At 45.0% G+C, this 20,896-nt stretch carries 17 protein-coding genes and 1 riboswitch; of the genes, 4 read left to right on the top strand and 13 right to left on the bottom strand.

What is annotated here, in order from left to right; all coding sequences use genetic code 11:
• Nucleotides 1–404: 404 nt before the first annotated feature.
• From F0364_RS03650 to F0364_RS03660, 3 genes are all read right to left on the bottom strand, one after another.
• The gene (locus tag F0364_RS03650; RefSeq protein WP_153796393.1) at nt 405–1,439 is read right to left on the bottom strand and encodes a 2-oxoacid:ferredoxin oxidoreductase subunit beta; all 1,035 of its coding nucleotides are present in this window, start codon (nt 1,437–1,439) and stop codon (nt 405–407) included.
• Between the two features lie 42 nt (nt 1,440–1,481).
• Nucleotides 1,482–1,835, bottom strand: a complete 354-nt coding sequence (locus tag F0364_RS03655) for a carboxymuconolactone decarboxylase family protein (RefSeq protein ID WP_153796394.1) — start codon at nt 1,833–1,835, stop codon at nt 1,482–1,484.
• Between the two features lie 138 nt (nt 1,836–1,973).
• Nucleotides 1,974–3,173 (bottom strand): DUF4407 domain-containing protein, encoded by a 1,200-nt coding sequence (locus F0364_RS03660; RefSeq protein ID WP_153796395.1) that lies wholly within the window; start codon nt 3,171–3,173, stop codon nt 1,974–1,976.
• 374 nt (nt 3,174–3,547) lie between these two features.
• Here F0364_RS03660 and F0364_RS03665 point away from each other — a divergent pair, with 374 nt between their 5' ends.
• The gene (locus F0364_RS03665) at nt 3,548–4,936 is read left to right on the top strand and encodes a glycosyltransferase (protein ID WP_235921003.1); all 1,389 of its coding nucleotides are present in this window, start codon (nt 3,548–3,550) and stop codon (nt 4,934–4,936) included.
• Nucleotides 4,937–5,473: 537 nt separating this feature from the next.
• Here F0364_RS03665 and F0364_RS03670 read toward each other — a convergent pair.
• From F0364_RS03670 to F0364_RS03715, 10 genes are all read right to left on the bottom strand, one after another.
• The gene (locus tag F0364_RS03670) at nt 5,474–6,007 is read right to left on the bottom strand and encodes a bifunctional adenosylcobinamide kinase/adenosylcobinamide-phosphate guanylyltransferase (protein WP_235921004.1); all 534 of its coding nucleotides are present in this window, start codon (nt 6,005–6,007) and stop codon (nt 5,474–5,476) included.
• A complete protein-coding gene (locus F0364_RS03675) occupies nt 5,994–6,218 on the bottom strand; it encodes a cysteine-rich CWC family protein (protein ID WP_153796396.1) in 225 nt (74 codons plus the stop codon). The genes F0364_RS03670 and F0364_RS03675 overlap by 14 nt, the downstream gene beginning before the upstream one ends.
• Nucleotides 6,205–7,146 (bottom strand): ABC transporter substrate-binding protein, encoded by a 942-nt coding sequence (locus F0364_RS03680; protein WP_153796397.1) that lies wholly within the window; start codon nt 7,144–7,146, stop codon nt 6,205–6,207. Before F0364_RS03680 ends, F0364_RS03675 begins: the two co-directional genes overlap by 14 nt.
• A gap of 158 nt (nt 7,147–7,304) precedes the next feature.
• Nucleotides 7,305–7,877, bottom strand: a complete 573-nt coding sequence (locus F0364_RS03685) for a DUF6580 family putative transport protein (protein WP_153796398.1) — start codon at nt 7,875–7,877, stop codon at nt 7,305–7,307.
• Nucleotides 7,858–8,097 carry a hypothetical protein gene (locus F0364_RS03690; protein ID WP_153796399.1) on the bottom strand — a complete coding sequence of 80 codons (240 nt, stop codon included), beginning with the start codon at nt 8,095–8,097 and terminating at the stop codon, nt 7,858–7,860. The genes F0364_RS03685 and F0364_RS03690 overlap by 20 nt, the downstream gene beginning before the upstream one ends.
• Before the next feature lie 127 nt (nt 8,098–8,224).
• Complete coding sequence (locus tag F0364_RS03695; RefSeq protein WP_153796400.1) at nt 8,225–9,295, bottom strand: YncE family protein; 1,071 nt, start codon at nt 9,293–9,295, stop codon at nt 8,225–8,227.
• An 18-nt stretch (nt 9,296–9,313) separates the two neighbouring features.
• Entirely contained in the window at nt 9,314–11,455 is a 2,142-nt protein-coding gene (locus tag F0364_RS03700; protein WP_153796401.1) for a TonB-dependent receptor plug domain-containing protein, read from the bottom strand.
• Nucleotides 11,456–11,484: 29 nt separating this feature from the next.
• Nucleotides 11,485–11,741: riboswitch (cobalamin riboswitch) on the bottom strand.
• 138 nt (nt 11,742–11,879) lie between these two features.
• Nucleotides 11,880–13,475 carry a 2-oxoglutarate dehydrogenase complex dihydrolipoyllysine-residue succinyltransferase gene (odhB, locus tag F0364_RS03705; RefSeq protein WP_153796402.1) on the bottom strand — a complete coding sequence of 532 codons (1,596 nt, stop codon included), beginning with the start codon at nt 13,473–13,475 and terminating at the stop codon, nt 11,880–11,882.
• Between the two features lie 396 nt (nt 13,476–13,871).
• Nucleotides 13,872–14,555 carry an RloB family protein gene (locus tag F0364_RS03710; RefSeq protein WP_153796403.1) on the bottom strand — a complete coding sequence of 228 codons (684 nt, stop codon included), beginning with the start codon at nt 14,553–14,555 and terminating at the stop codon, nt 13,872–13,874.
• Nucleotides 14,542–15,819, bottom strand: a complete 1,278-nt coding sequence (locus tag F0364_RS03715) for an AAA family ATPase (protein ID WP_153796404.1) — start codon at nt 15,817–15,819, stop codon at nt 14,542–14,544. The genes F0364_RS03710 and F0364_RS03715 overlap by 14 nt, the downstream gene beginning before the upstream one ends.
• 626 nt (nt 15,820–16,445) lie before the next feature.
• On the opposite strand from F0364_RS03715, the gene F0364_RS03720 reads away from it, so the two are divergent.
• The 3 genes from F0364_RS03720 to F0364_RS03730 are packed head-to-tail and all read left to right on the top strand — an operon-like array spanning nt 16,446 to nt 20,817.
• The gene (locus tag F0364_RS03720; protein WP_153796405.1) at nt 16,446–17,216 is read left to right on the top strand and encodes an exodeoxyribonuclease III; all 771 of its coding nucleotides are present in this window, start codon (nt 16,446–16,448) and stop codon (nt 17,214–17,216) included.
• 6 nt (nt 17,217–17,222) lie between these two features.
• Nucleotides 17,223–19,634, top strand: a complete 2,412-nt coding sequence (locus F0364_RS03725; protein WP_153796406.1) for a DUF2339 domain-containing protein — start codon at nt 17,223–17,225, stop codon at nt 19,632–19,634.
• Nucleotides 19,615–20,817, top strand: coding sequence for a hypothetical protein (locus F0364_RS03730; RefSeq protein ID WP_153796407.1), 1,203 nt, complete (start codon nt 19,615–19,617; stop codon nt 20,815–20,817). Before F0364_RS03725 ends, F0364_RS03730 begins: the two co-directional genes overlap by 20 nt.
• The last annotated feature ends 79 nt before the right edge of the window (nt 20,818–20,896 follow it).

Here is a 20,896-nt window from a genome sequence, read left to right on the forward strand (position 1 = left end):
ACCAGCAATAGTATTTCATAGCATCGCCTGTTGCGCCGCAATCCGTTCATCGTTCGGTTCATTGGGCGACTTTTTTAGACCCGGATAAATAAGGATATTGCTTCTACGAAGCTCACTGCCAACTTATCATTACAACTACTAACATTTCGGCCTTACAGAACTTAAAAAAGCAAAACGCCTTGCAAAGTAGCTTCGGTTATTGCAGCCAAATATTGTCAGAAACCTTTTCTGCCCGCGGTCTGAAAAGATGCCATGAAAAACCGAATGATGAAGTGCTTGCGACGCAACAGGCGATGCTATGTAACTATATCGCTGGTATCTAAATTCAGTTTCACACAATAACGAATGGACGTAAAAAAAGCTGCCTTTTGCAAGAGCAGCTTTTTTATGTACAAAGAAATGAGCTAAGCAATTTCCCAAACTTCTTTACCACGCAGTAGTTTATCCAAATTACCGGGGCCTTTGGTGGCTATGGTTTCTTCAATCTGCATCCACATTACATCTTCGTAACAAGCCCGGTCACTTTCATAAAATACGCCAAATGGCCGGGGAAAATGGCCTTCTATCCTCGGGTCATCAAACATGCGTATCAAAACCTGGGCTTTGTAAAAATCCCTTTCATCGTGTATCCATAAATCATCTGTGCTAATGCCATCGCCCAGCTCTGCTATTACAGGTTTTAAACCATCCAGCCTGATACCCTTGTTTTGGGCGGCGCCAAAAACAAGCGGCTTACCATGCTCCAGGAACAAAGCCTCGTTGGGTTTGCTGCTTTTTTCGGTGAATATTTCAAAAGCACCGTCGTTGAAAATATTGCAGTTCTGGTAAATTTCCAGGAAGGAGGCGCCCTTGTGCTGGTAGGAGCGGGTTAACATGGCCTGCAGGTGTTTGGGGTCGCGGTCCATGGTGCGGGCAATAAAGCTGGCATCCGCACCCATGGCCAGTGCCAGCGGGTTAAACGGATGGTCTATGCTGCCAAAGGGAGTACTCTTGGTAACCTTGTTTTCTTCTGAGGTAGGAGAGTATTGCCCCTTGGTTAAGCCATATATCTGGTTGTTGAACAGGAGGATATTTACATCCAGGTTGCGGCGCAGCAGGTGTATGGTATGGTTGCCGCCGATGCTGAGGCCGTCACCGTCGCCGGTAACAATCCAAACACTCAGCTCTGGCCGGGTAGCTTTTAAACCGGTAGCCACAGCGGTAGCACGCCCGTGGATGGAGTGCATGCCATACGTATTCATGTAATACGGAAAACGGCTGCTGCAGCCAATACCGCTGATGATTACAATATTTTCTTTGGGTAAACCCAATCCCGGCATAATCTTTTGCACCTGGGCCAAAATGGAATAATCACCGCAACCGGGGCACCAACGCACTTCCTGGTCGGTGGAAAAATCTTTGGCGGTTAATGTGGGCAGGGCAACACTTGTTTCACTCATTTCTTTAAAAATTGCGTATCAAAATTAAGTTGTTTAGTTGAGTTAGCGGTTGTTCGATATTTGCAAAGCTTCCCAATATTCAGCCGCTCTTCTTGTATGCGGCACTACAATGGTACCGCCAACAATATTGGCTACCGCGAATATCTCGTACAGCTCTGCTGTATTTATACCAAGTTCGTGGCATTTGCCCAGGTGGTACTTAATGCAGTCATCGCAGCGAAGTACCATGCTGGCTACCAGGCCCAGCATCTCTTTGGTGCGTTTGTCAAGGGCGCCGTCTTCGTAAGTGTTGGTGTCCAGGTTCCAGAGGCGTTTTAATACCAGGTTGTCCTTGCTAAGGATAACTTCGTTCATTTTGGTGCGATACTCATTAAACTCCTTGACTGCATCGGCCATAAACTAAAAAATTTGCGCAAAGGTAAGCGCAATTGGCGAGCTTGGTTTGTCGAAATAGGTAATAATAGCAGGCTTTGAGTTTTGGGCCTTGAGCTTTGAGTAGTAAGGCGTTAGCCAGTTTACGCCGGCGAGGAAGGCCTAATTTTCCTGTTTGCTCAGCATACCTTCTTTAATTTGTTTCCAAACGCTGTCAAAACTCCGGTTTTCGTCTTTTTTAAACTGTTGCATCTGTTGGCGCATTTTTTCCTTTCGTTCCGCCTCCGCCTGCTCAAAAAACTGTCGGATAAAAGCACTGTCCTGTTCAAAAGCGGTTTGATTGTATAACTCTTTTAATGCCAACTCTTTGTCATAGTTGTTTTCGGCCATGGTTTTCTCCATTTTTTCACGCAGCCTGATCTTTTCATCGTATGTGCCGGTGGGCAGCAGCGATTTGGCGATTACGGGCATCAGCTCAATCAGCATCAGCAGCATTACCAGCAGGTAATAGCGTATTTGCACGGCGCTGTTGCTTTGCACCAGGTGCTGTAATGCTTCAATACGTGTAAGAAAACCATCGTTCAGCAATGCTTCAAAAGCCTGTTGCTCTTTGTGTTTGGTTGTTTCTATCGCGGCAAGGGAACTGTCAATAGCATGCAGCCGGGGTGCATTTTGCTGTTGAAGCCGGTTGTATTCTTCATCCAGCTTTTGGTATTGCAACTCTTTTGCCCGGGCAATATCTTTCAGGCCTGGTTTTTTGCTGCCGCCTGTTCCGTCGGTTTCATCAATAAAAGCATCCCGGGCAGCGGATACCTCGCTGTAGCGGCCGGTTTCCTGTTGCTGCAGGGTTTGTTTTTGCGCCAGCAGAAAATTCTTTTGCTGCAAGTACAGGGAATCAAGCTGTTGGGATTTCACCCTTTTCTTCCCTTCGTTATCCAGCGAAATTTGAAGATGCACTTCCTTATCAAACAGGTACAGCAGGGCAGGCTGCGCCATAAAAAAACCAATGGTGCAGGCCAGTAACCCGCGGAACAGCATCGGCCAGATTTTTTGCTTGTTGGCGGCAGTAATGCCTTTTATCAGCGCACGGTCAATACAAAGTATAATGCCGCCCATAAAAAGGCCAAGCAGTATGGATGTAAACAAAGAACTGGTAACGGTAGTAAAAAAGAAAGTCCAGGCCAGGGTAGCAAACAGCCAGGTGCCTAAAACAGTCATGCCGGTTATGGCATAGCGGTTACGGTCTATTATGCATTCTTCCAGCAACTCCTCTTCGGCAGTGGAAAGCCACCATAAAAATTTTGTAAATACAGAAGCACGGTATGTTCCCCGCTGTGCCAGCGATTGTACAGTATCAGCCATAGCGATAAATATTTGAAACAGGTAAAGTTGAGCGGCTAAAGTTGGGAACTAAGTTGGTATGTAAAGAAACGGCTAATCCGGGGCTTTGGTATGCCCGGTTTCATAAATATTTGTTACAGGGGGGTAAATGGTGGGCTGGCTATCCGGGGGCTGAAAAGATGCCATAATAACCGAACGATGAAGTGCTTGCGACGCAATTGGGCTGCCATGTAAATATATCGCCGGTATCCTGAAACTGCTTACAGTTGGTGGCGCTATTTGTCCACACCGCGGGTCAAAAGGTACAGTTCATACACCTGCCGGTTGACCTGCGTTAAAGTAAGTTTTAAACTTGCATCCTGATTTAGCGATACCCCTGCTCTAAAAAATTAACCATGAAAAAACATTCAATGGGTACGGCAATACCCCACCCTTCAGCGGTAACAAAAGAATACCGCATACTATTTGCCAATGTGCCTGCCGATGGCCATTTTAACCCCTTAACAGGGCTGGCGAAATACCTGCAAAAGCAGGGGCATGATGTGCGCTGGTACAGCTCTGCCCAATATGGCGCCAAGCTGCAGAAAATGCACATTCCACATTATCCTTTTGTAAAGGCAATGGACCCAGCGGACAAAGATGTTGACCAGCTTTTTCCAGAGCGTGCCAGCCACAAAGGCACTGTTGCAAAGCTGAATTTTGATCTGATCAATTTCTTCATTCTGCGCTCAACAGAGTATTTTGAAGACATTAAGAACATCTACGACAGCTTTCCTTTTGACATTGTGATTGCAGACAACTGTTTTTCTGCCATACCCCTGGTTAAAGAAAAGCTGGATGTGCCCGTGGTTGCCATTGGTGTACTTCCGCTGGTAGAAACGTCGGAAGACCTGGCCCCCTGCGGACTTGGTATGATGCCTTCCTCCTCTTTCTTCGGCAAGGTAAAGCAAGACCTGCTGCGCTTTGTAGCCGATAACATTTTGTTTCGCAAACCTAACCAGTTAATGCGCCAGATTATGAGGCGTTACGATATTAAATGCGGCAACTGGAATGCGTTTGATTTGCTGGTAAAAAAATCATCACTATTGCTGCAAAGCGGTACGCCGGGCTTTGAATATAAACGCAGCGACATGGGCAAGAACATACGGTTTATCGGGCCCTTGCTGCCGCTAACCCAGGACGTAACCAACCCCTGGTTTGATGAGCGCCTTAACCGTTACGAGAAAGTAATTGTAGTAACTCAAGGTACTGTAGAGCGGGATGTGGAGAAACTTTTAGTGCCTACCCTGGAAGCGTTTAAAGGTTCAGAAGATTGCCTGGTAGTGGCTACCACAGGTGGCTCCCAAACGGCAGAGCTTAAAAAGCGTTACCCGCACAACAATTTGATTATAGAAGACTTTATACCCTTTGAGCATATTATGCCCTATGCGGATGTGTATGTAACCAATGGCGGTTACGGCGGCGTTATGCTGGGTATTCAAAACCAGTTACCGCTGGTAGTGGCCGGCGTGCATGAAGGCAAGAACGAGATAAACGCACGTATAGGTTACTTTAAACTGGGCATTAACCTGGGTACCGAAACACCTTTACCCATGCAGGTGAGGGGTGCGGTTGAAAAAGTACTTACCGATGTGGAATACAAAAGAAACATTCTTGCACTGGCAAAGGAATTTGAAGAGTACGACAGTCATGAATTATGCGAGATGTATATAGATGAACTGGTTGAAAAAAAATATCGTGACCGTATTGTTCAGATAGGGAGAGATACCATAACGATTTACTAATGTGGTGCGTTTGGTTTTTTGGCCGCAGGCTTTGCCTGCGGTTTTTTTATTTATTGGCCCGGCAGCAGGAACACCCCCGTCCCCTGAAGGGGTGTTATTATGAGCCCGGCAGCAGGAACTACTATGAGGCATCGTTGCGTCGCACTCTTGTGCGGTTAGATTCGCTATGCAGCTTTGCCCGCATGATAGTTTGTTTCTGCCGCCTCCGGCGCCAGAAACTTTCTGAGTAAGCGTTATGCAACATCAACAAGGTTAACGTGAGTTTTAGATCTTTTATGCTGATATTCAGATATGTACAAATAAAAATCAGATAGAATCATTTATGTTAACTGCATCATCAGGTTTAGTATGCCTTGCACATGAAAATTCTGCTGCTGAAATCACAGTAGTAGAAAAGCCTAATCAGGGTTAATGGAAGAAACGTGCTGTATATCGTTTCTTCCTTGACTTTTTTTGTTACTTTTTTGTGTCAAGACAAAAAAGTAAAATAGTGTCATTCAATACAGGTAAATGCGACATCCAAAACTCAAGTTAAGGTTATGCTTTCAGTACCAAAGGCAGCCCGCTTACCATTAACACAGCCTTGTCTGCTTTTTCTGCCAGGTATTGGTTGGCCCATCCCTGCAGGTCAGTAAACTTGCGGCCAACTTCCGTTTCAGCATGTACACCCATGCCTATTTCGTTGCTGATGATAAAGAAGCGGGCATCAGTTAATAATAGTGCATCTATCTCTTTGGTAAAAGCATCCAGGGATGGCTGGGTTTCATAATTGCACCGGGAGAAGAAATTGGTAAGCCATAGCGTTACACAATCAATAACTACAACTTTACCCTCCAGGGCATGTTGGTGAATATAGAGCTGTTCTTCAATAGTTGTCCAGCGGTGGTCTCTGTCTGCAATGTGCCGGTTTATCCTGGCGCTAAATTCGGCATCGTCTTTATAACGTTTAGCTGTGGCTACATATACAGGGGTGGGAGATATTGCCAGCGCTTCTTTTTGGGCATAGCTACTTTTACCGCTGCGGGCGCCGCCTGTAATAAAAGTTAGCATTGCTTTTTTACCGGTTTCCATCTTTCAAAAATTTCTCCCTGAACAACACAGATTTGTTCTTTAGCTCATGCAGGCAGGCTGCACACAGGCAGTCAGAATAGCGCTCCGCGATAAACGCTTTTTCATAAGCGGTAAATGTAAAGCCATTGCACTGGCAGTTGGCAACATCTCCCACACGGCACTCAAATGCCTGCTGGCAGCGGGGGCAGGTTTTGCTTTCATGCGCCGGCATAAGCTTGCTGTTTTATAATGTTCTTTACTTTATGCTGCAGGTGGCCGGGAATGGTAAACAACCGCGGGTGAAACAGGGCTGCAAGCATCTCTATGCCATTTACGAGGGTAGAGGCGCTGGGCTGGGTAAATAAATCAAAATCCACCACGTACACCTGCCCTGTTTGCACCGCCTGCAATTGCTGCCATTCAGTTTTTTGGCTGAGCAAATGCACTTCTTCAACAGAGCGGCGCACATCAAAACCGCAGGGGGCTATCACCAGCACTTCAGGATTGTATTTTACCATCTTTTCCCAGGGTGTAACAATGGAATCGCCGGCAGGGTTACTCAGCATATCAATGCCGCCGGCCTGCGCCACCTGGAAAGGTATCCAGTGGCCGCAGTTGTAAATGGGCTCTATCCATTCCAGCAGTGACACTCTTTTCAATGGCATCCTGTTTATGCGCAGTGTGTTTAATATAGCATCTGTTCTTTTTTGCAGTGCCGATAGATGCTGGTAAGCTTTTTCTTCTTCACCCAAAGCGGTTGCTATGGTAACCACTGTTTGATAAACATCATCCAGGTTTTGCGGTGTAAGCGGAATAATCAATGGTTGCTTTTGCAATTTTGCAACGGCCGCCGCGGTGCATTGTGTATCTATCTGGCACACTTCACAAACATCCTGGGTAAATATTACATCCGGCTGTATTTGTTGTAATAGCTCTTCATCTACATAATACAGGCTTTTACCCTGTGCTTTACTGGCAGAAAATATCCTGTCTATCTCTATGCTTGAGTAAGCTTTGCCTTCCAGCACGCAGCGTACCACTTTGGGCTTTTCCTGCAATGCCATGTAAGGGCACTCAAAAGTTACGCCATGCAGGTAATGCTGCAGGCCCATGTCGTATATCATTTGCGTTACCGCTGGCAGAAAGGAACAGGCTTTCATGTGGTGAGTGGTGAATGGTGAATAGCGAGTAGGGTGCTGCCTCGCAAAATCAATGTCAGGTTGAGCTTGTCGAAACCGGGTGAGGCAACAGCATTTTAATAAACCCCGCCTTCGACAGGCTCAGGCTGACAGCACTAAGCTTATAGTTTTATGCAGCCCTAAGCGTTTTGCAAAACAGGGTACCTGCGCTGCATCCACTCAAACAGCCCGAACATGAGTACGCTGTAGATGCTGGTACCGGCAAAAAAGCGCAACTCGTAAGGCAGGGCTGCTGCCAGCCGTTGCAGGTAAACACCAAAAGATGGTTGCTCATTTGCCAGGCAGCCGCCGATATCGCTTACAAGCCAATGAATAAGTACAGAGGCTATCACGCCTGCAAGCACCGTTTTTGCATTCACTTCTTTAATAAGGTATTTGCCTGCCACCGTCATTAACGCGAATGCAGCATAAACCCAATACCATCCGGTGTAAAGAAACCCAGTTCTATACGGTGCGTAAATGGTAAAGGAAAGAATCAGGTCGCTGATAAGCAGGGTAAGTAATGGGAACGCATAAGGCTTAATGTTACCCTTAAAATAAGCGCCGCCAAATAAAGACATTGCACCCAAAGGTGTAAATAAAGCCAGGGGGCCAAAATCTGGATTGAAATTAGTGGCCAGCCTTAACGCGGCTGCCAGAAAAATGAAGAGTGCCAGTACTACGCCTCTCGGGTTAAATTTTGGAACAGACATGGTTGTATTGTTTAAAGTTTAATGTTGAATGTTTCTTTGTTTTGTTAGCAGCAAGGCTGTTGGCAAAGTTTCTGGCGCCGGAGGCGGCAGAAACAAAACTATCCTGCGGGCAAAGCTGCGTAGCGAATTCAACAGTACAAGAGTGCGACGCAACGATGCTTAATATGTGTTCCTCCAGCCGGGCCCATAATACTTCCTTTTGTGCGATGGGCCATGTCATTAGGTTAAGTAACTAATGTCAGGCTCAGCCTGTCGAAACCGGGGTTACAAAAGTTGCTTTTTCACGAATCCGCCTTCGACAGGCTCAGGCTGACAGCCCCAACTTAATTACATTAAGCGATGGGGTTTTATCGTAAGAACAATACCTTCTTGGGGCCTACGGCCGGGCTTACAGAAAATTTGAATTTCAATTTGCCGTTCCTGTCAAAGCAAAACACTTCACCCGTGTTAATGAAATTTTTTGCATCGGTAATATACACATCTCCATTGCTTTCATCTACGCTAATTCCATAAGGATAGGTTATAACAGTACCATCTGTAATAAAGTTATTACGTACTATGGCTTTTGTTTTGGAATCAATAACCGGGTAATGAATGCCTTTTATCTGGAAATTTTCATCGTATTCCGTGTAATAGGCATAGATGGTATCGTTAAAAACCGTCATGTCAGAAACAGGCGTTGTAATAGAATCTTTCAGCGTGTTATTGCTGCCATCCAGTATATAAATTTTTGGCGGGTTGGCCGGGGTATAATCTCCAAAGCTTGAAACAAGCACCTGGCCAAGTGAGTTAATGCCTACCTTTTGCGGGTTAGGGCCAATAGTTATTTTTTTGGTTTCCGCCCAGGTGTTTACATCAATCACAGATACGGTTTTATCATAGTCCGGAAAATTAAGACCGCCGGAATTAGCTACATACAGGTAGTTGCCTTGTATGGCCAGCCCTTCGGGGTTAAGGCCTGTATTAATGGTTTTGGTAACAGTTAAAGTGGCCGTATCAATTACAGACACCTTATTATCCCACGAGGTAACCAGCACATTGCCCTTATAGCTGATAATATTCCTGGGCAGGGTAATGGAAATGCTGATGATTAATTTGGTTGTTTGCGCATTGGCAATAACCAGCTTATTGCTGTTGTTAACAGCTATATACATTTTGGCGCCATAGGTAATGGCATCGTTGGCTACATCGCCCAGGGCAATGCCGTTTTCCTGCTTAAAAATGTCGCCAGAGGCGGTTGAAGTTGACAGATCATAGTAAGTAACCATAGCGCCGTTAGAACCAAAAGCGCCTTCACCCAATATAAAAAGCCCACTGGTAGGTTTAACCGCTGGCGGGGTAGGCCCATCATCGTCTTTGCTACAGGCGTTTATCAGCAGTACAACCGGTAAAAGCCATTTCCATACATGTTTCCTCATACAATTGTTTTTGTGTTGTTACAGTTTACAGTTTAACCCCAGCCGGAACGACCTGCCCGGCATGGGATAGTATTTAATAATGTCGTATTGCGTGTTCCAGATATTGTTAAGCTCGAAGCTTATTTTCCAGTCACCATACTGTTGTGCAGGCAACCGGTAAGCAACAGTTACATCCTGGGTTGACCAGGATGGCAACCGGTTGTATGCAATGTTATCGCCCAGCCTGTACCTGCTGCCGGAGAACAGGGCATTGTAATTAATTGTGATGGCTTTGTATTCCATGCCCGCATTTACAGCGCCTGAATGTTTGGGCGTGTAGGGCAGCTCGTCTTTATACGAATCGGAAGAAGGGGTACTTAAATCCTGCGTGTGCTGGTAGGTATAGCTGCCTCTTAAAAAAAGCTGCACTTTACCGATGGGCGCAAAGTATAGCTGTGCCGCGGCGTCTAAACCTTTAATGTCAACCCTGCCAAAGTTCAGCATCGTCCACAGGAAAAGGTTTTGCCTGGGTACCGCCACAATTTTATCCGTTACCCGGTTATAATAAGCGTCCGCTGTAACAGACAATGCCTGTACAAAACCTTTTACATTTTGTTGCCAGGTAATGCCCAGGTTGTACTGTTTGGCATATTCGGGCCGCAGGTTGGTATTGCCCAGGTTGGTATAGTATAAATCGTTAAAGGTTGGCATGCGGAAGATATTCTTGTAAAAAGCCCTTATCCTTAACGGCAATGCCGCTACCGGTTGCCATGACAATGCTACTGTTGGCGTTAACCTACCCTGGTTGCCCGGTTCGGCGCCGCTTTTTACGTTTTCGTTTACTGTGGTATGCATCAGGCTGCCCTGTACTTCCAGCCGCGGCCAGGTAAAGCGTGCTGCTGCCGCGTTAAGCACAGTGTACCTTACAGGGTAAGCAAAATTGTGCAGGTCTGCATGCATTTTTCCGGCTATAAAATCTGCGGCATAAGAAAGCTGCATGTAAGGCAGCACCTGATAAGCATAAGCGCCGGAGAGGTAATACTCTTTTTGGGTATAAACATTCTCCTGCCTGCCTGTACTGTTGGGGTACAACGTATCCAGGTAGTGGTTATAGATGTAATTGTATTTGGCGCTGAAAAGCCAGTGGCTTTTGCCCGTTTGTTTTTGCCAGTTGCCTTGCAGGAAAAAGATTTTATCCCACAGGCGCTGGGCTGAAAAAGCGTTGCTGTACAATATTACCGCGCCGGGCAAACCCCTTTCTGAATCGTAGTAGTATGCTTTGATGGATACTTTATTACTGTCGGTAATGATAAGCCTGTTATCCAGTTCCAGCCGCAGGGCATGTATGTTGGAGTTGATGCGGTTAAGCGTTTTGGTGGAGTCGCCGTTTTCCAGCGTAAAGGGATACTCTCCTTTTATCTTTTGCCACTCGGTGCTTAAAGAGCTGTATAGTTTGCCTGACCATTTGTAATGCAAAGTGGCCGATGGGTTAATTAAACCGAAAGAGCCTGTTTTAATGCCCGCATTCAGCTTTACTTTTTCCGGGCTTTTAAAAGCCGGCAGCCCTGTTTTTAACTGCAGCACAGAAGCGTAGGCATAAGCCCTTGCCGGTTGGCAAAGGTTGTTGCCGGGCTGGGCATTGTAGAGGCTTATTTCATCAATATTGTCCACCGAAATTTTACCAAGGTCAACCTGCCCGCCCTGTACGTCGCTCAGCATTATGCCATCATACATTACACCTGTATGGTTGGCGCCCAGGCTTCTTACAGAAACGGTTTTTAAGCCACCAATGCCGCCATAATCTTTTACCAGCACACCGGAAAAATACTTAACGGCGTCTGCCACAGAGAGGCTGTTAAGATTGGAAATGGTTTCTTTTTTTAGCTGTTGTACAGGCACTACGGATTTACCGGTGGCAGGCAGTTTCCTGGAAAGCACATCCACTTCATCCAGCACATGCGCCGTATCCTGTGCGTGCAGGCAGGCAGCAGGCAGCAGGTGAACTACAGCCACCAACAGCATAACTGCCGCTGTTTTGCAGTAAGTTGGTTTTTGCCGGTATGAGAGATTTACCTGGAACAACGCCGCGATTGTTGAAGTGATGAATAGTAACCGCGGAACATTTGCAGAAAAAATAAACGGCAGGTATAGCGGAGCGCCATTACTCCCTGGCCAGTTCATTATCTCCGGCTTTTCACCCGAAAGCCCAGCGATTGTATGTGAACCTGGCAGGTCTTCTGGCTTGTTACTGCTGAACACCTTCCCACTGATGCGGCAATGTTTACCGGCATCAGCAGTGGTATTTTGTTCAGCAGGTGGGCGGCGGGGTAGCGAATGTTGAGCTTTACAACCAACTATCTGCTACTTACAACCCACTATACTTACAGCTACGGGTATAGCGCCGGATTTTAACCGGCTTCCCTTTTCATCCCGGAAAAACACGGGAACCAAATTCAACGCAAAAGTAATGGCTGCAGGGGGTATTCAAAATTTTATTTGCGGGGTGCCCGGCACAGAAACACGCAGCGATAATGCAAAGAACCATAAAGAGAAAGGGGATGAATTGCTTCTCCCCCTTCTCTTTTATTTATCAACACTGGTTTATTTATAATTCCAGCAAGGTTTTAACCGGGTCTTTGCCAAACAAAAGCAGTTCAGGATTTTCCAGCAGTTCTTTTACCCGTACCAGGAAGCTTACGCTTTCACGGCCATCTATAATGCGGTGGTCGTAGCTTAAGGCAATGTACATCATGGGTAAAATCTTCACCTGGCCATTAACTGCCATGGGGCGCTCCTGTATTTTGTGCATGCCTAATATGGCGCTTTGCGGCAGGTTAATAATCGGCGTGCTCATCAGGCTGCCGAACACACCGCCATTGGTAATGGTAAATGTGCCGCCGGTAAGCTCTTCCATGGTTAATTTATTGTCCCTTGCCTTGCCGGCAAGCTCAATTACTTTCTTTTCTATGTCAGCCATGCTCAGGCTTTCCACATTGCGTATTACCGGAACGGTAAGGCCACGTGGTGTGCTTACGGCAATGCTGATATCCGCGTAATCGTGGTACACCAGTTCATCTCCATCAATGTAAGCATTAACAGCCGGCCATTCGCTTAAGGCGATAGCGCAGGCTTTGGCGAAAAAGCTCATAAAGCCAAGGTTTACACCGTGCGATTCTTTGAACTTATCTTTAAACAGCTTGCGTATGTCCATAATGCGGGTCATGTCCACTTCGTTAAAAGTGGTTAGCATGGCCGTGGTGTTTTTAGATTCCACCAGCCTGCGGCTGATGGTTTTACGCAGGTTGCTCATTTTTTCCTTGCGTACATTACGTGTATTAAGCTCCTGCCCGTTAAAGGATTTTTTGCCCGGGTTGGATAGTGCTTCCAGCACATCGTGTTTCAGTATTTTACCACTTGGGCCAGTAGCGGTTATTGATTTGGGATCAACTTTCTTGTCTGCTATTATGGCTGCTGCAACGGGCGAAGCTTTAACATCGGCAGGTGTTGCCGCAACCGGCGCTTCAATAACGGCAGGTTTTACCTGTTGTTTGGCTTCAGCCGCCGGTGCGGGCTGCGCTGCCGGCTTATCTGCAACGGCCACATCCGTATCTATTTTGGCAATAACATCGCCTATTTTTATAACATCGCCTTCAGCTATCAATATAGATAGCTTTCCGCTTTCTTCAGCATTCAGCTCAAATGTGGCTTTTTCGCTTTCCAGTTCCGCGATCACTTCATCACGTTTTACCAGGTCTCCTTCTTTTTTCACCCACTTCAGCAGGGTAACTTCAGAGATGGATTCGCCTACTACCGGAACTTTCATTTCTATCACACCTTTGCCGGCAGATGCAGCCGCAGGTTGCGGTGCAGGTTTTTCAGCCGGTGCCGCCGCCGCGGGTTCTTCCTTTTTAGGGGCCTCTTCAACAGCGGGCGCTGCTTCTTTTTTGGGCTCAGCAGATGGTGCGGAGCCGCTTTCATCAATATGGGCGAGTACGGCGCCCACTTCCAGTGTGTCGCCCTCTTTGGCAATAGTTTTTAATGTGCCTGATTGTTCGGCATTAACTTCAAACGTAGCTTTTTCGCTTTCCAGTTCCGCAATTACTTCATCACGCTCAACAAAATCGCCGTCTTTTTTCGTCCATTTCAACAGGGTAACTTCATTAATGGATTCGCCAACCGTAGGAACTTTTATTTCTATCATAAAAAGTTTTTAGAAAGTGGTGCAAATTTCGGGGAAAAACAAATACAGCCATGCTGCTGTTTTGTAAATGTGCGCACTTTATTTAATATGATTTTAAAAAACTTCGCAACCCTTATACCAATTGATTTTCAGCCATTAATCACATCCATGCCATTTGTACTGCCGCCAGCCCCAAGGCGTAGCGGGCAACTGGCCATGCAGTTAACAGCCGGAAGCATTTAGATACCAGCGTTTGGTATTTCATGGCATCGCCTGTTGCGTCGCAAGCACTTCATCGTTCGGTTCATTGGGCGGCTTTTCAGGCCCGGGTAGATGGGCTTTGGCCAGGCTGCAGCCTGTGCCAGCAACGTTACCAATGATGGAACACATTGAAGATGTTCGCCCGTTAATAGAGCGTTAGGTGTCATGTTTAACGTACTCTAACAATCTTTCGACTAAAACATAAACCCTTGTAGTGGGACAGGAATTTGCAGGTGTTGTACCCGTGCTGTTTACTTCCAACACCCTTGCCCATTCAATCGCTTGACGAACATTACCCTTTTCAAAAAGAAATTTAATGACATCCAAGTCATTTTTTTCATACTTAAACTTCAAAGTCTTTGACAAAATTGTAATGTAGTCACTTCTGTGCAGAGCGTTTTGGAGAAATTGAAAATGGAGGACATACCATAATTCAAAAGATTGATTAGAATGTCCACTTTCTATATTATTTTGAGCTGCCAATCTAACAGCGGTATTAAATCTGTTGGCGGGAAAATCATCTTTATCATAAACAGCCCATACCTCATTATAGTCAGGAAGCAAAACATTTTTCTTTCTTTCGTCTCTTAAAGAAATTGCTTTTCTAACAATGTTTACGGTATTATCACCTTCGCCATGTACACTAATAGTTTCAATTAAGTGTTTAGGTAAGAATGTCTTAAAATGATTAAAGTAATTTGGCTCTGTTCGTTCACCTTCGCTAACAATCAAGAAGTATTTTCTTTCTGGAATTACTTCTACCGGCTTTGGTTCGGCAATAGCATTCTGCTTCAATTCTTTTAAGAAATCCGCAAAGGTCTCTTTTTTAGCTTTGGCCATTAACAATCAATTTTTCAAGGTCTTCAATAAATGGAATTGCACCATACTTTCCTTCTAAATAGTTTTTATCATATGGAGAATCTTTTCTTGGCTTATATTCAACTAAAGACACAGCACTTGACGCTCCATAAACATTTTTCTCAATAAAATAAATCTGGTCACGGCGAAGAATTTCTCTATCCAAAAGAGCCGTATCATGACTTGCTACAATTAGCTGAGCGGTAGATTTAATAATGGAAGAATTAAAAAGCTTCAAAACTGCTTTTGTAAGTAAGGTGTGTAACCTTGCATCAAATTCGTCTATAACAACAACTCTATTTTCGAGCAAAGCGGTTATTAGTAGCCCAATTATATTGAAGTATTTCTTTGTTCCCTCTGATTCAGATTTATTTAGTAATAGCGGTACACTACCAACTATCTCATTCTTGTCATTGTACTTGTTATGGATTGCGAAAACAGCTTTCTCTGAACGATCCCTAAATCCCCTTTTAAAAAAATCTTTAAGCTCGTCGGGCACTCTATTTGTTATGTCTTCAACCTTAATCGGAATATCAACAACATCAATATCATTAATACCTAAATCCGCCTTTTTTATGAAATTATTTATAAGTGTTGAATACTTTTTATCATTTAAAAGTTCAATAGTGAATTTTATGTATTCATTATCTTCCATCCCATGAACAGTAAAAATACTTTCAATCCATTCATCAATCTTTTGTGCTTTTGAAACATTCCACTGTGAAGCTACAGAGAGAAAAAGGGCATTTTTTCTGGTACGTTTTTCCAAATCCTCGGCATTTCCAAATCTCTTATAATCAATTTCTACTTTCTGATTTATGCGTAAGAAAACCGGATATTCTTTAGCAGCTTTAGATTCTAAAAGCCATTCTTTGTGTATCACATTTTTATCAGCTTCAAACCCATAACGATATGTTAGTTTACCGAGTGTAAACGACATTTCAAAAAAACTGGGTTTATTGGCTGTTGATTCATTAAATTCAAATGGCTCTACGTCAATCGGCTCATTACTTTGCTTATCCGTTGCGGAGTTATTTATAAACCATTTAAAGTAAACTAGAGCGTCAAGCAACTTAGACTTACCACTTGCATTATGACCATACAGAACAATGGACTTCAGCAAGGAACTCTTTTCATTATAAATAACATTCGATTCTGTATGTTCACTTATTGATGCAGCGTTGAAGTTTAAGGTGACAGCTTCCTTAATCGACTTGAAATTGGCAACCTTAAAGTAAATTATCATTTTGTGCAGGTTTTCCGCAAGAATACAACTTTTTGATGGCAAAATAAGCAAATAGTTGACAGTTTATGCCAAAGATTAGCATGAATGGCTAAATCAATGAATTCTTTGCCTTCGTAAACACCCGAACGGTGTGTGCTAAATAGATAGATTCATGCATTGCCCGAAGGGCATAAACGACAATAGCCGCGGGTGAAACCCGTGGTTAGAAAGTAGCGTAACAAACAACCCTGAAAGGGTTGAATGCGTTAGGTGTTCAACCCTTTCAGGGTTGGGGGCATCATGCATCCAGCAACCCCGGTTTTCAACCGGGGCTATTGACAGTAAAGCCTTTCAGGCTTTTTCACGCACCAGCTCTATCCGGTTCTAAAAAGATGCCATGAAAAACGGAACGATGAACGGATTGCGACGCAACAGGCGATGCCATGAAAGGCCGCAGTTGGTATCACAAATTATTGCGGCCTTCATTAGACTAAAATAAAGTAACTGATTGCGAAATAAGCTATGTAGCTGGTATTTAAATAACCCACTGATAACCCTTGCCGCGGCAATAAATGTATACGTTAACATATACCATGCAGGGCTATTTTTAATTTGGCTTATTTTGCAATACTAAACTGAAAACTGCTATGCGCATTATATCGTACAATGTAAACGGTCTGCGGGCTGCTATTAAGAAAGGATTTACGGAATGGCTGAAAACAAACCCTGCCGATGTTATTTGCCTGCAGGAAACAAAAGCGCATAAAAATGATGTGGACTATGCCTCTATTGAAGCGCTGGGCTTTGAAACCTACTGGTTTTCCGCAGAAAAAAAGGGTTACAGCGGTGTGGCAGTTTTTACCAAAATAAAACCGGACCATGTGCAGTTTGGCAACGGCATTATGCAGAGCGATGCAGAGGGCAGGGTAATACGTGCCGACTTTGGCGAAGTTACTTTGATTAACGCCTACTTTCCATCCGGCACCAGTGGGGATATACGCCAAACCTACAAATACCAATGGCTGGATGAGTTTCATGATTACCTGGATGCGCTGCGCAAAACAAGGCCGCAGCTTATTGTAACGGGCGATTACAACATTGCACACAAAGAGATTGACATTCATGACCCCAAAGGCAACAAGAATTCATCAGGCTTTTTGCCCGAAGAAAGGGCATGGATGGATAAGTTTTTAAATGATGGCTTTACAGATACCTTCCGGCATGTTAACCCTGATGCGGCCCACCGCTATAGCTGGTGGAGCCAGCGCTTCCCCAGCGTGAGGCTGAACAACAAGGGATGGAGAATTGATTATATAACCGTTACAGATAACATAGCTTCTAAAATTACCGGCGCTGAAATTTACCCGGATGTAAAGCACAGCGACCATTGCCCCATATACCTTGACATTAAACTATAACCCTTTATGGAAACCCTGCTCCTCACCCTTGTAATTATCCTGCTGATTATTCTTGCCAGCATGAACAAAAAGCTGGGCGGCATTAATACCTTGCTGGAAGAAACAGAAAGGCTTAACCGGCAAATTACCGAGTTAAACAGCAAAGTGGAAATACTGCAGAGACCCAGGCCCGGTGAAGAAAAACCCCCGGAAAAAGAACGGCCCGCCGCACCACCTGTACCGCAGGTGAAACGGGAAATTACGCCCGATGCGGCACCACCTATGCCGGTAAAGGAAAAACCGGGTATGCCCACACCTGCGCCACAGCAGGACAAACCGGTAGTAATAATCGCACCCCAGCCGCAAAAGCAGCAACCGGATGCGGCACCACCCCCTGAAGAAAGCTGGTTTGACAAATGGCTGCGCAATAACCCCGACATAGAAAAATTTATTGGAGAGAACCTGGTAAATAAAATAGGCATCGGCGTACTGGTGCTGGGCATTGCCTTTTTTGTTAAATACGCCATAGACCAGGATTGGATTAACGAGGTGGGCCGTGTGTGCATCGGTATGCTGTGCGGTGCACTTTTAATTGGTGTGGCACATTGGCTGCGCAACAGTTATAAAGCATTTAGCTCAGTACTGGTGGGTGGTGGCCTGGTGGTGTTCTATTTTACTATAGCCTTTGCATTTCACCAGTACCAGTTGTTCAGCCAGCAGGCGGCGTTCATCATCATGGTGGTTATAACAGGTTTTGCGGTGGCACTCTCTGTTTTATATGACCGGCTGGAAATTGCCGTACTGGCTACAGTGGGTGGTTTTCTTACACCATTCCTGGTAAGTACGGGGCAAGGCAACTATATTGTACTGTTTACTTACCTGTGCATACTTAATGCAGGGCTTATTGTGCTGGCACTCTATAAACGCTGGCGTGTGCTGAATTTTATAGCCTTTGTTTTTACCATGTTTATCTACGGCGGCTGGGTGGTAAGTGAAACCGGTACAGAAAGGTTTTCTTACAGCGGCACCTTTTTGTTTGGCACTGTGTTTTACCTGATGTTTTTGGCCATGAATGTTATACACCATGCAGGAAGGGGCAGCAAACTTAAAGCTGTTGATTTAAGCCTGCTGCTGGCCATTAACCTTTGGTACTATGCGGCAGGCGCTTTTCTGCTGCATGAATGGGCGCCGGAATTCAAGGGGTTGTTTACGGCTTTGCTGGGCCTTATTAACCTGGCGATGGCTTATACTTTTTACAGGCGTAATAGTATAGACAGGAACTTTGTTTTCCTGCTTATCGGCCTCACGCTTTCTTACATTTCACTGGCAGCGCCTGTGCAGCTAACCGGCAACTACATTACCCTGTTTTGGGCAACAGAAATGCTGGTACTGTTCTGGCTCTATCAAAAATCGGGCATAGGGCTCGTTAAAATAGCTTCAGCCATTATTACCATACTGGTAACAGTAAGCTTGCTGATGGATTGGGGGCAGGTGTATCCGGTTTTCTATTCATCCAAAAAGCTACTGCCTGTGGTGGCCAACAAAGGATTTGTTACCGGTATTTTTACCGCATTTGCCATGGGTGGTATGCACCTGCTGTTTAAAAAAGAAGCCAACAGCTATTATGCTGCGGCTATCACCAATAAAGCAGTTGGCAGCTTTTACTTTTCGGCATTCCTGGTACTGTTATATGTTACAGGCGCCCTTGAGATCAATTACCAGTTTTCGCAACGGTTTAGCGGTACAGGCATGCAGCACGTATGGTTACAGTTGTATAGTATTGTGTTTCTTGGTGTGCTGTTTATTGTATTTGCCAGGCAGCAGATTATCAAAGGCGCAAATACCTGGCTTATTCTTTCAGCACTGCTGTTTCTGTATTACCTGCTTAACATACCCAATATATACCGTACGGAAAAACTTGTGCTTTCTACAGGTAGTTACCGGGGCTGGTTTGCCGGGCATTGGCTGGGTGCCGCCATTCTGCTGTGGTTTATGTATAGCATGGTGCAACATACAAGGCAAAGGCAGGCGCAAATGCAAGGTTTCATAAACGCTTTTACCTGGCTTGCAGTTATTGCTATTGTGATACTGCTGAGCGTTGAAATAAGGAATATGTATGTATGGATGATGTATAAAGATCCGGCTTCTGTTAGCTATGCGGAAAACCTGTATAGCAAAGCAGGTCTTAGCATAGTATGGGGCTTGTCTTCATTCGCCTTAATATGGCTGGGCCTGCAAAAAAGGGTGAAGACTTTGCGTGTAATAGCGCTGCTGTTGTTTGGCCTTACCCTGCTTAAGTTGTTTGCCTACGACATAAAAAATATACCACCGGGCGGTAAAATAGCAGCCTTTATTTTACTGGGAGTGCTGCTGCTGGTAGTATCTTTTATGTACCAGCGCATTAAAAAAATACTGATAGATGATGCATCAAAGCCGTAATATATTGCTCTGCCTGCTGGTAGCCTGCTGCAGCATGGGCAAGGCACAGCAGTTTGGCAAAAAAGCAGCGCTGCAGCCGGTAACGGCTACGGGCTTTTATGCTATTGATATTAACCCGCAATTAAGCAGCTTCAGCACGCTGGATTTTGCCGACCTGCGCATTGCCGATGAACAGGGCCAATACCAACCTTACATAATACGGTCACATGTGGAGCATTTTTTTTCAAGGCAAAGCCAGCCGCTTCCCATCATCAGCAATACCGTTACAGACAGTGGTAAAACCGTTTTGATTGTTGAAAACAGCCAGCAGCAAAAGCTTAAAGAGGTTACACTTGTTATTCGCAATGCCGTGGTTAGCCGTACTGCCAATATAAGTGGCAGTGATAACCGCCAAAGCTGGTTTGCCATAGCTGAGAATGTTAACCTGGAAAGCCGGTTTTCTGATAGTGCGGACAGGTATGTACAGCAGTTTCAATTTCCGTTAAGCTCTTACAGGTATTTTAAAATTGAAATCAATAATGGCAAAAATGATGCATTGAGTATCATAAGTGCCGGGCATTTTACCGCTGTGGAAGGCAACCAGCAGGCTGCTATGTATGTATCCAACCCCGCTTGTGATTTTATACAGAAGGACAGCAACAACATTAGCTGCATTAATGTTACGCAGTCTGCTTCCTTTCATACTGACAGAATTGTACTTTACGTAAAAGGCCCAAAATTTTTTAAGCGTGCCGTTGATATACAAGCAGGCGGCATGCTGCACAGTTTCTTCATTTCTGCTGATACGGTTTTTAATTTCTATCCATCCTCTTTTAAGCAGCGTTACTTTGTAATCAGAATTTACAATGGCGACAACCCGCCGCTTACGGTAACAAGAGTGGCCACACAACAGCAGCATAAACAAGTGGTAACTTATCTTGAGGCAACCAAAAACTACCACCTGCTGCTCAGCGATTCTCTTGCGGTAAAACCCGATTATGATTTGCAGCAGTTTGCCGACAGCATACCGGCGGATATAAAAACACTTGGCTTTGAAAGTATTGTTGACAATAACCCACCTGCTGCAGGGTTACCCAGCGCATCCGCCTGGAAAAAATGGCTATGGCCAATACTGATTGCTGTGCTGGCCGTGCTGGCGATGTTTACATTGAGGTTGTTGAAAGATGTACAGAAAAAGCAGTAGGTAGTAGGGTGAGTGGTGAGTAGTGAGTGGTGAGTAGGGGGCATCCCTCTTCGCCCTTCATCAATCCTTGTTCCTTGTT

Origin of the sequence: Foetidibacter luteolus (assembly GCF_009650435.1) — a bacterium.
Taxonomy (GTDB): Bacteria; Bacteroidota; Bacteroidia; order Chitinophagales; family Chitinophagaceae; genus Foetidibacter; species Foetidibacter luteolus.

Bases quoted from the DNA above. Each gene is read 5' to 3' on its own strand.
- F0364_RS03650 (WP_153796393.1), bottom strand. From the start codon at position 1,439: ATGAGTGAAACAAGTGTTGCCCTGCCCACATTAACCGCCAAAGATTTT.
- F0364_RS03655 (WP_153796394.1), bottom strand. From the start codon at position 1,835: ATGGCCGATGCAGTCAAGGAGTTTAATGAGTATCGCACCAAAATGAAC.
- F0364_RS03660 (WP_153796395.1), bottom strand. From the start codon at position 3,173: ATGGCTGATACTGTACAATCGCTGGCACAGCGGGGAACATACCGTGCT.
- F0364_RS03665 (WP_235921003.1), top strand. From the start codon at position 3,548: ATGAAAAAACATTCAATGGGTACGGCAATACCCCACCCTTCAGCGGTA.
- F0364_RS03670 (WP_235921004.1), bottom strand. From the start codon at position 6,007: ATGGAAACCGGTAAAAAAGCAATGCTAACTTTTATTACAGGCGGCGCC.
- F0364_RS03675 (WP_153796396.1), bottom strand. From the start codon at position 6,218: ATGCCGGCGCATGAAAGCAAAACCTGCCCCCGCTGCCAGCAGGCATTT.
- F0364_RS03680 (WP_153796397.1), bottom strand. From the start codon at position 7,146: ATGAAAGCCTGTTCCTTTCTGCCAGCGGTAACGCAAATGATATACGAC.
- F0364_RS03685 (WP_153796398.1), bottom strand. From the start codon at position 7,877: ATGTCTGTTCCAAAATTTAACCCGAGAGGCGTAGTACTGGCACTCTTC.
- F0364_RS03690 (WP_153796399.1), bottom strand. From the start codon at position 8,097: ATGACATGGCCCATCGCACAAAAGGAAGTATTATGGGCCCGGCTGGAG.
- F0364_RS03695 (WP_153796400.1), bottom strand. From the start codon at position 9,295: ATGAGGAAACATGTATGGAAATGGCTTTTACCGGTTGTACTGCTGATA.
- F0364_RS03700 (WP_153796401.1), bottom strand. From the start codon at position 11,455: ATGAACTGGCCAGGGAGTAATGGCGCTCCGCTATACCTGCCGTTTATT.
- odhB (WP_153796402.1), bottom strand. From the start codon at position 13,475: ATGATAGAAATAAAAGTTCCTACGGTTGGCGAATCCATTAATGAAGTT.
- F0364_RS03710 (WP_153796403.1), bottom strand. From the start codon at position 14,555: ATGGCCAAAGCTAAAAAAGAGACCTTTGCGGATTTCTTAAAAGAATTG.
- F0364_RS03715 (WP_153796404.1), bottom strand. From the start codon at position 15,819: ATGATAATTTACTTTAAGGTTGCCAATTTCAAGTCGATTAAGGAAGCT.
- F0364_RS03720 (WP_153796405.1), top strand. From the start codon at position 16,446: ATGCGCATTATATCGTACAATGTAAACGGTCTGCGGGCTGCTATTAAG.
- F0364_RS03725 (WP_153796406.1), top strand. From the start codon at position 17,223: ATGGAAACCCTGCTCCTCACCCTTGTAATTATCCTGCTGATTATTCTT.
- F0364_RS03730 (WP_153796407.1), top strand. From the start codon at position 19,615: ATGATGCATCAAAGCCGTAATATATTGCTCTGCCTGCTGGTAGCCTGC.